12 protein-coding genes are annotated in these 13,914 nt (G+C 42.9%); 10 read left to right on the top strand and 2 right to left on the bottom strand.

Features of this window, described 5'->3' with window-relative positions:
- Positions 1-202 precede the first annotated feature (202 nt).
- Complete coding sequence (locus tag ACL6C3_RS11160; RefSeq protein ID WP_413167244.1) at positions 203-1,519, top strand: site-specific DNA-methyltransferase; 1,317 nt, start codon at positions 203-205, stop codon at positions 1,517-1,519.
- Here the strand turns inward: ACL6C3_RS11160 and ACL6C3_RS11155 are convergent.
- The gene (locus tag ACL6C3_RS11155) at positions 1,494-2,303 is read right to left on the bottom strand and encodes a hypothetical protein (protein WP_413167243.1); all 810 of its coding nucleotides are present in this window, start codon (positions 2,301-2,303) and stop codon (positions 1,494-1,496) included. The two genes, ACL6C3_RS11160 and ACL6C3_RS11155, sit on opposite strands and share 26 nt — an antisense overlap.
- 218 nt (positions 2,304-2,521) lie before the next feature.
- On the opposite strand from ACL6C3_RS11155, the gene ACL6C3_RS11150 reads away from it, so the two are divergent.
- From ACL6C3_RS11150 to ACL6C3_RS11110, 9 genes are all read left to right on the top strand, one after another.
- Positions 2,522-4,723 (top strand): hypothetical protein, encoded by a 2,202-nt coding sequence (locus tag ACL6C3_RS11150; RefSeq protein ID WP_413167242.1) that lies wholly within the window; start codon positions 2,522-2,524, stop codon positions 4,721-4,723.
- 12 nt (positions 4,724-4,735) lie between these two features.
- A complete protein-coding gene (locus ACL6C3_RS11145) occupies positions 4,736-5,731 on the top strand; it encodes a hypothetical protein (RefSeq protein ID WP_413167241.1) in 996 nt (331 codons plus the stop codon).
- Between the two features lie 40 nt (positions 5,732-5,771).
- Complete coding sequence (locus ACL6C3_RS11140; protein WP_413167240.1) at positions 5,772-6,542, top strand: hypothetical protein; 771 nt, start codon at positions 5,772-5,774, stop codon at positions 6,540-6,542.
- 424 nt (positions 6,543-6,966) lie between these two features.
- On the top strand, positions 6,967-7,917 hold the full coding sequence (locus tag ACL6C3_RS11135) for a C69 family dipeptidase (RefSeq protein ID WP_413167239.1): 951 nt from the start codon (positions 6,967-6,969) through the stop codon (positions 7,915-7,917).
- 104 nt (positions 7,918-8,021) lie between these two features.
- Entirely contained in the window at positions 8,022-8,936 is a 915-nt protein-coding gene (gene speB / locus ACL6C3_RS11130; RefSeq protein ID WP_413167238.1) for an agmatinase, read from the top strand.
- 495 nt (positions 8,937-9,431) lie between these two features.
- On the top strand, positions 9,432-9,968 hold the full coding sequence (locus ACL6C3_RS11125) for a thioredoxin family protein (RefSeq protein ID WP_413167237.1): 537 nt from the start codon (positions 9,432-9,434) through the stop codon (positions 9,966-9,968).
- Positions 9,969-10,296: 328 nt separating this feature from the next.
- On the top strand, positions 10,297-11,025 hold the full coding sequence (pyrH, locus tag ACL6C3_RS11120; RefSeq protein ID WP_413167236.1) for a UMP kinase: 729 nt from the start codon (positions 10,297-10,299) through the stop codon (positions 11,023-11,025).
- Positions 11,012-11,560: a ribosome recycling factor gene (gene frr / locus ACL6C3_RS11115; RefSeq protein WP_413167235.1), complete on the top strand. Its 549-nt coding sequence runs from the start codon at positions 11,012-11,014 to the stop codon at positions 11,558-11,560. Before pyrH ends, frr begins: the two co-directional genes overlap by 14 nt.
- A gap of 620 nt (positions 11,561-12,180) precedes the next feature.
- Positions 12,181-13,269 carry a geranylgeranyl reductase family protein gene (locus tag ACL6C3_RS11110; protein WP_413168297.1) on the top strand — a complete coding sequence of 363 codons (1,089 nt, stop codon included), beginning with the start codon at positions 12,181-12,183 and terminating at the stop codon, positions 13,267-13,269.
- A 185-nt stretch (positions 13,270-13,454) separates the two neighbouring features.
- Here the strand turns inward: ACL6C3_RS11110 and ACL6C3_RS11105 are convergent, their stop codons facing one another.
- Positions 13,455-13,874 carry a DNA-binding protein gene (locus tag ACL6C3_RS11105; RefSeq protein WP_413167234.1) on the bottom strand — a complete coding sequence of 140 codons (420 nt, stop codon included), beginning with the start codon at positions 13,872-13,874 and terminating at the stop codon, positions 13,455-13,457.
- Positions 13,875-13,914 lie beyond the last annotated feature (40 nt).

The following is a 13,914-nucleotide window of genomic DNA, read 5'->3' as shown; positions in this document are numbered from 1 at the left end:
TGGCCAGAATTCAAGTTTAATTTAAAGCATTACTTTTTTACGATTTAACTTCACTTTATTGGTTTTTTATCACTTTTTTATCGCCGCTAAAATTTGCAAAACATAAAATTTAATGATATAGTGATCCTTGTCATAGCTTTCTTGTTGGTCAACTTTAAAGCAAACAAAAACAACAAAAATTTGGGTACAACTCTTAATTACAATGGCAACAGGTATACCTCATTCAAATCCATCTAAACATGGTTTAAAAAATAGCAGTAAGTTATCCTTCCGCTTGGAGTATGAAGGAAAAGTTTCTACTGAAGATATATTTCAAACGCCTCCCGCTCAGTTACGTTGTGTTGCTAGCGTGGAAAAACAACCGAAAAGTTACTTAGTATATGGGGAAAATCTAAGAGTGCTTAGAACTTTATTAGATTATCCTAATATTGTAGGGAAAGTAGGATTAATTTATATCGATCCTCCCTATGCTACTGGATTTGGCTTTGAGTCTAGAAATCAAACCCATGCTTACAACGATTTAATTGATGGAGCAGATTATTTAGAGTTTATACGTCAACGATTGATTTTACTACGAGAAATCTTAGCAAATCATGGGTCTATATATGTTCATCTCGATGAAAAGATGGCTTTTCCGGTCAAAATCTTAATGGACGAGATTTTTGGAGCCAATAATTTTAGAAATTGGATTACTCGCAAAAAATGTAACCCAAAAAACTTCACCCGCAAACAGTATGGAAATATATCAGATTATATCCTTTTCTATACAAAAAGTGATGATTATGTCTGGAACCAACCCTTTGAATCCTGGACAGATGCCAAAGCGAAAAAAGAATATCAGTATATAGAAGAAGAGACAGGAAGACGGTACAAAAAAGTTCCTATTCATGCTCCAGGTGAAAGAAAAGGTGCAACAGGTCAAGCTTGGAAAGGAATGCTTCCGCCACCGGGTAAACATTGGCAATATCCTCCTGAAGTTTTAGATGAGATGGATAAAAGAGGTGAAATTTATTGGTCTCCAACAGGTAATCCTAGAAGGAAAATATATCTTGATAAGAGTAAGGGTATTGCCGTTCAAGATCTATGGCTTGAATTCAAGGATGCTCACAATCAAAATATTAAGATTACAGGTTATCCAACCGAAAAGAATCCTGATTTAATTAAGCGAATTCTTTTGGCTTCTTCTAATCCAGGAGATCTGATATTAGATGCTTTCTTGGGAAGTGGAACAACAGGGGCGGTTGCGGAAGAATTAGAAAGACAATGGGTAGGGATAGATAATTCGCTTTTGGCAATAAAAACAACAATTAATCGGTTGATTCAAGGAACTAAAGCAATGGGTGACTTTGTTAATAATAATGGTAATCAACCCAAACAAGAGTCTCTGTTCAATACGAATAGAATTTTGCGACGGGGGCTTGATTTATATTTGGAGATCGCATCAGATCTTGAGGAAATTCCAGAAACTCTGATTGAAGATTGGGATAAACAACTTAACTATCAAGCCAATCTCTGGTAAATCTTTCATCTAACATTTTCAGAGTACAAACCAGAACTTTTCCTTGTCCATAATCTTCTAGGGAGGCATAATCATTCCACATTGATCCAAGAGTTAATCCGGGGCCATCATTTAAAAAGAACACTTTTAGAGGAAGATCATGAGTATTTGCGTACTGGAGAATATCTGTTACCTTATCTCTATTGCCACCAATGCGATCATCTTCCTGCGCTCCCCCTCGATCTGAATCGTAGCGTGCAAATCCAATAACCAAAGGAGTTTTATCAGTACGAGAAATTAGAATGTCTGCTGGTGTTTTTATTGCCCAATTTTCTAATACTTCATTCAGCATTATATCTCTTCCTGCACCTAGAGGGCCTTGAATTATATACTCCGCTCCAAAGTTTTTTTCAAACCACAGGAAAAATGCTTCTGTTAATTCATATCCTTTCTGTCCCCGGCTTTTATATTCCATTAAAATAGCCATTAATGCTTCATCAGGATTAGGACGGCTTGCTAATTTTTCTCTGACTTCTTCTAGCTCTCTAAATCGATGGCCATAGTCTTCAATGATGCTGGAAATTCTTCTTTTGACCTTTAACATCTCAACCGAAGTATCTGGCGATACATATTTACGGAAGACGCGCAGTAATTGTGTTCTAGATGGATTGGGAACTTCAGTAATACTTATCAGTAAATTTGCAGAGTTGCTAGCTTTGTTAACTAAGTTTGCAAACTCTTCTATAACACTGCCATAGATAGTATTTGCTTCATCAAGATAGTCAGGATAAAACTCAGAATCCATGAATGTGATATACTGAGAAGCTCTGGGTTTATACTCGCTAAATGAACTCAAGAGAGACACCTCGTTTATTGCTTTAATGGATAGATATTATACAGGTTGGCTGATTAACATGAATATAAATCAAGCGCAAGATCAATAAATTTTACGAGAACATACACAAGTTTGCCAAATTTAAGTTATGATCAATTGCATCATCCTGGAATCAGAAAGCTATCCCTATGAATAGATCTGCCCAGATTGCCAGCATTATTAACCAACGTCAGCCTCTCGCCTTGAGAATCGAAAAAGTTGAGAAAAATCTCAGGTCACTTTCCGGTCAATTAAATCATCTTCAAGAACACCGAAATCACCTTCTGACAACAGTTGATGATTCCTATGTAAGCGGACATTTAAAGGAAATTGATTGCTCGTTAATTCTCAGAAGTATTGAATCCGAATTGTTGGCTTTAAATAAACTCAAATCCCGTTTTTCTCGCCAGACTCTTAATATTGGTGTAGTCGGACGGGCCGGACAAGGAAAAAGCCGTTTATTACAAAGTTTATCCGGTCTAACAACCTCAGAAATTCCCACAGGCGATCGCCAACATTGTACCGGAGTTCGCAGTACAATTTATCATAATCCTAGCGTTGATACTTACGGAGAAGTTTGGTTTCATACCGAGCGAAGTTTTTTACAAGAAATCATTGCCCCTTATTACGATAAACTTTACTTGGGAGCCAAACCTTTAAGTTTAGAAGAATTTGCCACCCAACCGCTTCCAGATTTATCGATAAACCTCTCCAAACAGGCAGAATGTGGGGCGATGTACGAACATTTGCGTCGCTACCATACAAACCTCGAAAAATACCGTCATTTGTTTCACGAACCTTCGCCCCGTCGCATTCCAAAGTCTCAAATTCGAGAATATATTGCTCAAGATGATCCCAGTGGAAACCGCATTCATGTCAATTATTTAGCCGTTCGAGAAGCCAAAATTGTTTGTACTTTTCCCAACTCCGATGTCGGACAAATTGCCCTAATTGATATGCCGGGATTGGGCGATACCGGACTCGGAGATGAAGAACGATTAATCAAAACCGTCGGACAAGATGTGGATATTGTTTTATTCGTGAGAATGCCCCGACCTCCGAGAGAATATTGGGCGGATGTTGATGTTAAACTGTATGATATTGCCAGTTCTGCACTCACGGAACTTCCCCTAAAACTTTGGTCATTTCTTGTTCTCAATCGTACCGATAATAACTCTTTAATTGGAGACAACTCCCTCTACTGTCAAGACCTGGCAAATACCCGCCAAGAAAAGCATTTAGATGTGGTCGATCATATTATTGCCAACTGTGCGGATGTAGAAACCGTTAACCAACAAATTCTAGAGCGAATTCTCAACTATTTGGCGAGTAAAATGTCGGCTTTAGATGCCGAATACGCCTCCTCAACTCAAGACCGTTTAATTCAACTGCAAAAGACCGTTTCTTCCGAACTCGAAAAAGCGGAAAAAGCCCTAGAACGAGCCAGCGGACGTGACAATTGGTTTCCCTTATTTGTGACCTTATTTGATCGGCTTTGGGAAGATTTAACAACGGGTTTAGAAGCCCTTTTACGAGAACTCAGAGAACAGCGGGATGTACAAGATGCCGACTTCAAGCAACAAGTCGAAAACACCATTAAAGCCTGTCGGGAAGATGCGGGTCTTCCCACCGAAGCCGAAATTAATCGCAAGCGTGATAGTGTGGGCGGCTATCCCAACGCTTATTATGAATATCTCAACGAAGTTCGCTCCCATTTATCCCAACATTTTTTATCCCTAGATGAAGGGTTAAAACGAGGATTAGATCGGGTAAAATCTCAGGTGGCTCAAGTGTTAATAGAGCGGGGTCGTTTGGGCGGTTTAACCGAGAGTACCGGGGTAGAATTCCTGAAAACAATTGCCGAACTCATTCCCGAAGAAATCGTCGAAAATAAACCCAGTGAATTGTGGCGGGGCTTTAAAATATTAGCCGAATTTGAACTCTCCTATCGGGGCTTAATTCAACACCGAATTCGCCAACATCTGGATGATTTAACCCCCGATGAAACCTCCCTGCAACTTTCTCCTTCTCCCAACGCTCAAGAAGTCTTAAACTGTCTCAAATCTTTGCAAGCTGAAGCCGTTTATAAATGCGAACGAGCCTTGGATGATTTATTGGCCGAACCGAGCCAAGCCGGATTTGCTATCGTAGAAGAATTTATGGATCGAGTCTTGCGAGCAAAAGAAGTAAAAAACGAATGGCGTATTTTCTTAGAAGAAATTCGTCACGATGTCTGGCCTAACGAATTTGAACAGTTGGGAGAACGGACGCGAACTCGACGAGAATGGATGGATTCTGTTGAACGGGCAACGGCAGCCAACCCATTAAATTTAATGACGTTTTTGGAGTAATTTAAAATAAAAATGAAGGAACTTCAAATTACAATGCTCGGCCCCAGTGGAGTGGGCAAAACAACACTTCTCACCGCCATGTATGAGCAGTTTGAGAGTAATATCGGTTCGACGGATTTACAGCTAACTCCCGACGATGAAAGCTCGGCAATTTTGCAAGATAACTTAGTCGATCTCAAGAGTTTACTGGATATATTTGAACCGAGAGGAAGAATGGGAATTCAAGGAACAGAAGCCATTTCTGGCCCCGATTCTTTGCGTTCTTTTACCTTTGGTTTGGGTCGAAAAGGAGAGAAACCTTCCTTACAATTGCGGTTTAGAGATTATCCGGGCGGCTATTTGGGAAGCAAAGCCTCCAAAGAAGAAAGAGAATTTGTTAGAACACTGTTGCGAGAATCTGTAGCGGTTTTAATTGCGATAGATGCTCCGGCGTTGATGGAAGATCCAAAAGGGATTTTAAACGAAAAAGTGAATCGACCTCAACAAATTAAAGACTTATTCAATGCGGCTTATCAAGACCTTGACTCGCCCCGATTGGTGATTTTTGCTCCCGTAAAATGCGAGAAATATTTAAAAGATGAAAAACAGTCAAAAGAGTTAATAGAACGGGTTAAAAAAAGCTATGAAAATTTAATTCAATTTTTTGATTCTGAAAAAGTTAGCCCTTGGATAGCGAGTGTTATTACCCCGGTTCAAACGGTGGGGAGTGTGATCTTTTCTCGGGTTGAATACGATCAATATAAAAATCCTCATTTCTACTTTCGGAAAACCAGACACGATGCTCAATATAGTCCGAAAGATAGCGAACAGCCCCTGAGATATCTTTTGCGATTTTTGCTAAAATTACATTATGATTCCCGCTCAAAAAGTTGGGGAATTTTTAACTTTTTGCGGGACTGGTTTGGTCTGGATGCTTACCTGAGAACCGCAGTTAAACAATTTGCCAATAGCTGTAAAACCAGCGAAGGTTTTGTGGTCTTAAAAGGTGAACAATGGTTAAAGATTTAAAATCGATTTAAACAGACTTTGAAATTTAGAGGAACTAACGATGACTATTTACATTTTGAGTCGAGGTCAAAAAGAAGATCAAGATTATTCTTGGTTTAAAATCAAAACAGAGAGTCTAATCCGCGAAACTCCACCCCTTTTTACAGAAATACGTGTTGAAACCGTTATCGATCATCAAAAACCTTCAATTATTCTCGCCCGTAAAGGTTCTAATATACTCTTACTTGTAACCGGATTAAAAGCCAGAGAAGAACGTGCAGATTTTATGGGGCGTTCGGTTAGAAATTCTATCGCTTGGGTTGATTATCACTCAGAAGAAGCCGAAAAAAAATTACGTTCTCTCGCTATTCGGGCATTAAAAAATGAACTAGAATCAGAAATTGATCGGGCGATTAGCATCGGCGGAGAATACGGTTTTGAAGTTGACAAAGACGCAATTGAACAGTTAGCCACACCCGAATATCTAGAATCTCATCCGGCAGAAACTGTTTGTAAACTGGGTAAAAACTGCCCAAAATTGCGACAAAATTTAGCCGAAGAATTGCAAAACTATTCTCTCCCCTCAAGAGAGGGTTTTTTGATAATTATCACCACCTTAAAAGCCAAATCTGCTTTAAGTTTGTCCGGAGTTTGGCGGGGTTTATCCGATAGAATAGATAATGAAGAATGGGAAATTATTCCCCCTAACAATCAATTGTTAGCCTCTCCAACTTCTAGCTCCGCTCTGTCCAAACAAAAAAAAACAACCACTCAAGCCGCATTAACAATAGCAATAATTCTAGCGATGATACTGATTTATATGGCGATTTAAACTGGGAAACTCTCCAAGAAAATATTTGGAATAATATTCAGAGTTTGCAGGGAGAAAACCTCAATAATCTTGAGTTCTTAATTGGCTTTATCCTTTCCAAGTCCCAATTAGAAAATAAGGCTGAAACCGGACAGTTAAACTCCGAAGAAAAAGCAGTTATTGAGAAAATAGACAGTTTGTTAAAAGAACTGCAAAATTCACTCGAGCGGATTCAAACAAGTTTTCAGGATTGGCAAGATTTTGACAATTTGTGATGATTCTCTGAATTCATTAAAACGGGAGTAAAGTCATTATGAAATGAATCAAAAATCAGCAGTCTTGAAGTCCGGCCAAAAATTTAAAGAAAACATTAATATTTGGGACTGTAGATCGCCAAGTCAGCAAGACAAAATAGAAACAAGTAAATTCAGGGGATTTTGTTGCAATGTGCGATACCTTCGTTGCCTTACCCGATGCTACACTGAATGGGGATGTTATTTTTGGAAAAAATAGCGATCGTCCTCAGGGAGAAATTCAAGATGTGGTGACAATTCCAGCCCGGAATTATTCTCTAGGGGAATTAGTAAATTGTACCTATCTTTCTATTCCCCAAGTTCAGCGAACATTGGGCGTAATTTTATCAAAACCTCGTTGGATGTGGGGCGCAGAAATGGGTGCAAATGAGTGCGGAGTCGTCATCGGTAACGAAGCCGTTTGGACAACAGAAGCCTATTCAAGTACGGGTTTGTTGGGGATGGATTTATTGCGACTCGCCCTAGAACGTTCACATACAGCCCGTTTAGCCCTCGATTGTCTTGTAGAATTACTAGAACAATACGGACAAGGGGGAAACTGTGCCGAACATTTTACCTTTAATTATCACAACTCATTTATTATTGCCGATCCGAGAGAAGCTTGGGTCTTAGAAACCGCCGGAAAATATTGGATAGCCGAACAGATTACCAGCGGAACACGTTCAATTTCTAACGATTTAAGTATTCGCAATCAAGGCGATTTACGACATCCCCAACTGATTCCTTACGCCATAGAAATGGGATGGTGTCACAGCGAAAAAGATTTTGATTTTGCCGAGATATTTTCCGAAGGCGGGCTACAGATTCCCTCCCACGACTCGCGAGAAGGACGGGTAAAACTCTTGTGTCAACTCAACGAAGGTGAATTTACACTCGACACCGCCCAAGCCATTTTACGCGATCATAAAGGCAATATTTGTATGCACGGCGGATTTGAAACCACCGGAAGTCAAATTTCTTCTCTATCTTCAGAGCGATGCGAACATTGGTTCATCGAACAGCCTCATCCCTGCGAACAAGAATACAAGCAGAAAACCTTTAGCAATACATTTGTACAACATTCTATCGGAAAACGGATTTAATTTTATTGATAGTTCTAAATTCGTCTTCAAGCCGGGAATAAATGTGTCAAAATTTAGGATGGCATTGTGTTATTTAACCATCACTCATCCCTTAGAACGCTCAAATGACATCAACCCTAACCTCAACTTCCCTTGTTGATTTTTTAGGCTCAGAAATCGTACCCGACGCCGAAACCGCCCAGATCGCCATTTTACCGATTCCCTTTGAAGCAACAACCAGCTATCGAAAAGGCTGTCAAAAAGGCCCAGAAGCCCTGTTAGATGCCTCTCATCAGCTAGAATGCTACGACGACGAGTTGGATCGAGAAGTCTGTTTTGCGGTGGGAATTTACACCCATCCTCCCATCGCCGATACCCGCAGCCAAGCCGTCTCCTCCGAAGAAATGCTGCGAGTTACCCAACAAACCGTTTACGATTTGGCAAAGTCCGGTAAATTTGTGATCGCCTTAGGCGGGGAACACAGCATTACCGCAGGAGTCGTCGCCGGCTATCAACAGCTATCCGATGAACCCTTTACCGTCGTTCAAATTGACGCTCACGGGGATTTGCGCTACGAATATGAAGGGACAATTCACAATCATGCTTGCGTCATGCGGCGAGTGGTAGAAATGGGACTGCCAACGGTACAGGTGGGAATTCGCAGTTTGTGCATCGAAGAAGCCCATTTGATCAAAGAAAAACAATTACCCGTATTTTGGGCGCGAGAGATAGCCACTCAACCCGACTGGATCGAAAAAGCGATCGCCGCCATCCCCACAAAACGGGTCTTTTTGACGATCGATTTAGACGGGATAGACCCCAGTTCCATGCCCGGAGTCGGAACGCCCGAACCCGGAGGATTGAATTGGTACGGTTTGTTAGCCTTTTTGCGCCGTTTATTTACCACTCACACGGTTATCGGTTGCGACGTGATGGAATTGGCCCCCGTCGCTGATTGTGTGGTTTCCGAGTTTACCGCCGCCAAACTGACTTACAAATTAATCGGATATCATGCCCTGGCCACAGGTTTACTGTCCTAAAGACTTTTAATCCCCCATCCCCCGCTAAGAATTAGGGAATTTTCAGATTGTGAGTTAAATTAGGGGTGAGAGCATCGGTCTACTGAAGCGAATGCGGCTAGTTTATTGTTGTCAGCACCCCGCTCGCGCATAGACGGGGCAAAGAATCCCTCTCTATGTGCGGTAGCTGACCAGCCTAAGTCCTTTGAGGACTACGTTATCGGTAAGAGTAAAAGTTCCTACCTTGGGATGCGTAAGCCAGTCCCATGCTCTAGAAGCAAGTAGTTAAACAGTCCTACGAGGGGTAAGACCGTGCTATGAGCGATAGTACCGACCGATAACTTTGGCGAGGCTAACTTTACTCCAGAAATGGAGACTGGGGGCAACCATACCCCCTCCCCTTTTAGGGGCGGCGGTTTTAACCGCACGGGTCGCGCTTGGTCTACCAAATAGAATTTGGCGGCTTCCGCGCTCCCGGCAACATTTCGTGATAGAGATTTGGCAATACGTCTAAACATGAAGGGTACTGCAATTAATAGTTATGCTCCCGATTTTGAACTGCCCGGAATAGATGGCGAGGTGCATCATTTAGCGCGATATTTAGAACGGTATAGGGCAGTTGCTGTGATTTTCATGTCGAATCAATGCTCTAATGTACATCTGTATCTAGAGCGTCTCAAACAGCTTCAACAGGAGTATGCCGATGTCGGCGTTACCCTGATTGGGATAAACGCTAACGATGCGATCCGATCTCCAGAAGATAGCTTTGAGAACATGAAGGAATTTGCACAAAGCAATCACCTGAATTTTCCCTATATTCGGGACGTAACTCAAGATGTTGCTCATTGCTTTGGGGCGAAAGTGATTCCAGAAGTTTTCTTACTGGATCAACAGGGAATAATCCGTTATCGCGGCCAAATTGATGACAACCCCAACTCAGCCGAGTCCGTCAGTAGGCCCTATCTCAAAGTTGCGATCGCTCAATTGCTTCAGGGAGAAGTCATCCAACCTTCAACTACCGAAGCCGTTGGAGACGCCCTTCAGTGGCGATGAGAATCCCGACGGGTGAATCGAATCTGCACAGATGTAAAGGGGCGCGTGCGAAGTTTGAGTGACTTTTTCGCTCGCTCAAAAAAAAGCTGAAAGCAGAGAGTCCGCTTTCTGCTATCTTATTGTGAAGGCAATGCTCGCCCAAATGAAATCATCATCCTTTTTAGGGATGTTTTAGCATCTCACAGCTTGTTACTATAACTCACAATTACTTATGATCACCCCAATGTCTACACCAGTGCGATTCATCAGTCGGCGCAGACCCGCTGGATCAGTAGTGGCGATCGCTGCCCATGTCAATCGATTGAGCGGAAACTATTGGGGGTTATAAATGGGAACAGCATATAAGCGCATTTTACTGAAACTAAGCGGTGAAGCGTTAATGGGCAGTTTGGGCTACGGTATCGATCCCGCTGTCGTACAGGGGATCGCCCAAGAAGTCGCCGAGGTCGTGGCCAAAGGAATTCAGGTGGCAATTGTCGTGGGGGGTGGTAACATCTTCCGAGGGGTAAAAGCGGCCTCTGCGGGAATGGATCGGGCAACCGCCGATTATGTGGGGATGATTGCAACGGTGATGAATGCCATTACCTTACAAGACGCCCTCGAACAAATCGGAGTCCCGACTCGCGTACAAACCGCGATCGCCATGCAGGAAGTCGCCGAACCTTATATCCGTCGCAAAGCCATTCGTCATCTCGAACTCAACCGCGTGGTGATTTTTGGAGCCGGTTCTGGCAATCCCTTCTTTACCACCGATACCACAGCAGCATTGCGAGCCGCTGAAATCGACGCTGAGGTGATTTTTAAAGCAACAAAAGTCGATGGGATATATGACAGCGATCCCCACCAAAACCCCAACGCCCGCCGCTATAAAACCCTCACCTATGGTCATGTGCTAACCCAAGACCTACGGGTGATGGACAGTACCGCGATCGCCCTGTGCAAAGAAAATAATATTCCCATTATTGTCTTTGATTTGACCGTACATGGAAATATCGCTCGCGCTGTCAGTGGAGACCCAGTTGGAACATTTGTAGGAGGTTTGTGTGAAGTTAGCTGAAGTCGAAAGTTCAATGAAAAAGGCGGTTGAGTCTACTCAACGCTCATTTAATACCATCCGCACCGGACGCGCCAATACTTCTTTACTCGATCGGGTGATGGTGGAATATTATGGCAGTCCCACTCCTTTGAAGTCTCTCGCCACTATCAACACCCCGGACGCATCCACAATTACCATTCAACCCTTTGACCCGAAGACCGTCGATCTGATTGAAAAAGCCATTTCTTTATCGGATGTGGGACTGACTCCCAACAACGATGGATCGATTATTCGGTTGAATATTCCTCCTCTGACCAGCGAACGTCGTCAAGAATTTGTCAAGTTAGCCTCTAAGTACGCAGAAGAGGGTAAAGTTTCGGTGCGAAATGTTCGTCGGGATGCGGTCGATTCCGTTCGCAAACAAGAAAAAAATAAAGACATATCCGAAGATGAAGCCCGAGATTTACAAGACCAAATTCAAAAGCTGACGGATAAATACACCGCCAAAATTGACGACCTGCTAGAGGCGAAAGAAAAAGATATTCAAACCGTTTAAATTCTGCAAAACTGGGGCAAAAGGTAGAGGTGAAACCCCTCAATCTTTCCCCAGAAAAGCCGAAGTGCGGGCAGCAGTACACCACCAAAAAATTAGCCGGGTTTGGTGAAAAAATGCTGCTGTTTTCTGCCTCATCTTTTTGCGATCTAAATTTTAAATGATCGATCAAAAGATGGAGATTGACAACTCAAAAAGCGCGAGGTCGTGAGGTCAGAACTGGCGTAGGGGCGCGCCTCGACCTTGATATATGTTTTCCCAAAAATTAGTGAAATCAACCCGCCTCGGAGGTGGGGAAATGTCCAGTATTCTTTTTCGTATTTGATAGCAAATATCTAAGATTTATTCTAGAAAATTCAGCCAGTATTGTTTGAGAAATCATCAAAATCTAGAAAAAGATAAAAACTAGACTTGGCAACCGACAGATAATGCGTGTTAAACTATAAACAGAGCAATTATTATGAGCCTAAAGGGAAAAATTGCTCGAAATCAAGGCATTTGACCTGATTTAAAGGGGTGCAGTTTTAATCCTTAAAAGGCAATGATTTGCAGCCGGGGTTGAGAATTAATTTTTTAACGAATACGACTAAACAACAAGAACAGATCATTAACTTATGACGACCATGTTTGACTGCATTATTGTTGGTGCTGGTCCGGCGGGCGGCGCCGCCGCTTATCATCTTGCCAAACGGGGACATTCCGTATTGGTGATCGAAAAAGACGCTTGGCCTCGCCAAAAACCCTGCGGTGGAGGAGTATCACCCGCGATCGCTCAATGGTTTGACTTTGATTTTACACCGGCGATTTCCACAACCGTAGAGAAAATACGCTACACCTTTAAAATGGGCGATCCCGTAGAAACCGAGATCGTTAAACCCATGTGGATGGTGCGTCGGGATATCTTCGATCAATACTTGATGCAGCAAGCTATCGACCAAGGCGCACAACTGCAAACTCAAACCTCAGTCACCGGGATTAAGTTTAACAGCGATCGCTGGCAAGTCAATACCAACCAAGGCCCCCAAGAAGCCAAATATTTAATTGCCGCAGATGGGGCAAAAGGCCCGATGGCTCAATGGTTGGGGTTGAAACAGTCCAAACTCCGTCAGAGTATGGTCGCAGAATTTCCAGTCGCGGGTCAACTCCCCAGTTTTGAATTTGGCATGGTCAAAAATGGCAGTATTTGGGGCTTTCCCAAAGCCGACAGCTACTCGGTGAGTATTGCCACTTTCCGAGGCGGCGAACCCAAGGATCTCAGCAAAGAATTAATGCAGTATGCCAATAAAATGGGCTTTGGGGCCAGCAGTTCCATCGCCGAGCATCCCCTGTGTTTGTGGGATGGGGACAAAACACTGCATACCCAAAACGCCCTCTTAGCCGGCGATGCCGCCAGTTTAAGCGATCCCCTCTCGGGAGAAGGCATCCGTCCCTCAATTTTGAGCGGAGTTAAAGCCGCAGAAGCCATCGATCAAGCCCTGGGCGGCGCGAGTAATGCCCTGGAAAACTACACTAAAGTCATGCAACAACAGTGGGGCGCCGATATGGTTTGGGCGGGAAATTTGGCGGGTCTATTTTACCGTTTCCCCGGTATCGGCTACAAAGTCGGGGTCAAAGTTCCCGTAGCCACTCAACTGATGAGTAAGATTCTTTGCGGTGAACTCCGCTATGCCGATGTGATCGACAAAGCCAAAAAGAGTCTGTCACCCTTTTAATTAACCTTAATCGGCAATCTCAGGGTAGGTAAACACCAGTAGTAACGTTTGCTTACCCTTTTTGTTGGACTTTTATACCATCTTCTAACCTTTATGGGTAGCGCTATATAGCACTACGCGAATACATTATATCAAGTCCACTTGAATACCCATGATAAAAGTGTGGGGAGATCAAGAGATTTTGACTAACAGATAATCCTGACTTCATGTAGAGTTTCAATCCAAACCCTGGCACCACAACGGAGAGGTTTATCGGGACTATAGACAACACGACATCCTCCCGGTATTTCGACAATATGCCCATAAGTATTGGTGTTGCGCGTTTTGACGGTAATCACGGGAAGTTGTTCCTGGTGTTTTTGATTTTGCCGAATTCTTTGAGAATTAACGTGAACAATCGTTTTTGCAGGCTTTTTGAGATTACGCCAACGCGGAGCCGGGCCTCTTGTACCTCGCTTAATAGTGGGTTCGCCGTCAACCAGGGGAATTAGCCACATCTTCCCGGTCTTATAGGCACCTTCGACTCGGCCGGCGATTAGGAGAACTCGCAGTCGAGCGGTAGAGATTTTTAAAATACGGGCTGCTTCTGTAGTACCGACAATCATTGAACTAGAAAGGTATAGTAATAGTTTTAAAGCTTTATAG

This window comes from Capilliphycus salinus ALCB114379 (assembly GCF_047276495.1).
GTDB lineage: Bacteria > Cyanobacteriota > Cyanobacteriia > Cyanobacteriales > Microcoleaceae > Capilliphycus > Capilliphycus salinus.
Note: the sequence above shows the minus strand (reverse complement) of the source record. Positions and strands in the feature narration are given on the sequence as shown.

What these genes read in the sequence shown, in the direction of transcription:
- ACL6C3_RS11150 (WP_413167242.1), top strand. Translation starts at nt 2,522, where the DNA reads ATGAATAGATCTGCCCAGATTGCCAGCATTATTAACCAACGTCAGCCT.
- ACL6C3_RS11135 (WP_413167239.1), top strand. Translation starts at nt 6,967, where the DNA reads ATGTGCGATACCTTCGTTGCCTTACCCGATGCTACACTGAATGGGGAT.
- speB (WP_413167238.1), top strand. Translation starts at nt 8,022, where the DNA reads ATGACATCAACCCTAACCTCAACTTCCCTTGTTGATTTTTTAGGCTCA.
- ACL6C3_RS11140 (WP_413167240.1), top strand. Translation starts at nt 5,772, where the DNA reads ATGACTATTTACATTTTGAGTCGAGGTCAAAAAGAAGATCAAGATTAT.
- ACL6C3_RS11155 (WP_413167243.1), bottom strand. Translation starts at nt 2,303, where the DNA reads ATGGATTCTGAGTTTTATCCTGACTATCTTGATGAAGCAAATACTATC.
- ACL6C3_RS11110 (WP_413168297.1), top strand. Translation starts at nt 12,181, where the DNA reads ATGTTTGACTGCATTATTGTTGGTGCTGGTCCGGCGGGCGGCGCCGCC.
- ACL6C3_RS11125 (WP_413167237.1), top strand. Translation starts at nt 9,432, where the DNA reads ATGAAGGGTACTGCAATTAATAGTTATGCTCCCGATTTTGAACTGCCC.
- ACL6C3_RS11145 (WP_413167241.1), top strand. Translation starts at nt 4,736, where the DNA reads ATGAAGGAACTTCAAATTACAATGCTCGGCCCCAGTGGAGTGGGCAAA.
- ACL6C3_RS11160 (WP_413167244.1), top strand. Translation starts at nt 203, where the DNA reads ATGGCAACAGGTATACCTCATTCAAATCCATCTAAACATGGTTTAAAA.
- ACL6C3_RS11105 (WP_413167234.1), bottom strand. Translation starts at nt 13,874, where the DNA reads ATGATTGTCGGTACTACAGAAGCAGCCCGTATTTTAAAAATCTCTACC.
- pyrH (WP_413167236.1), top strand. Translation starts at nt 10,297, where the DNA reads ATGGGAACAGCATATAAGCGCATTTTACTGAAACTAAGCGGTGAAGCG.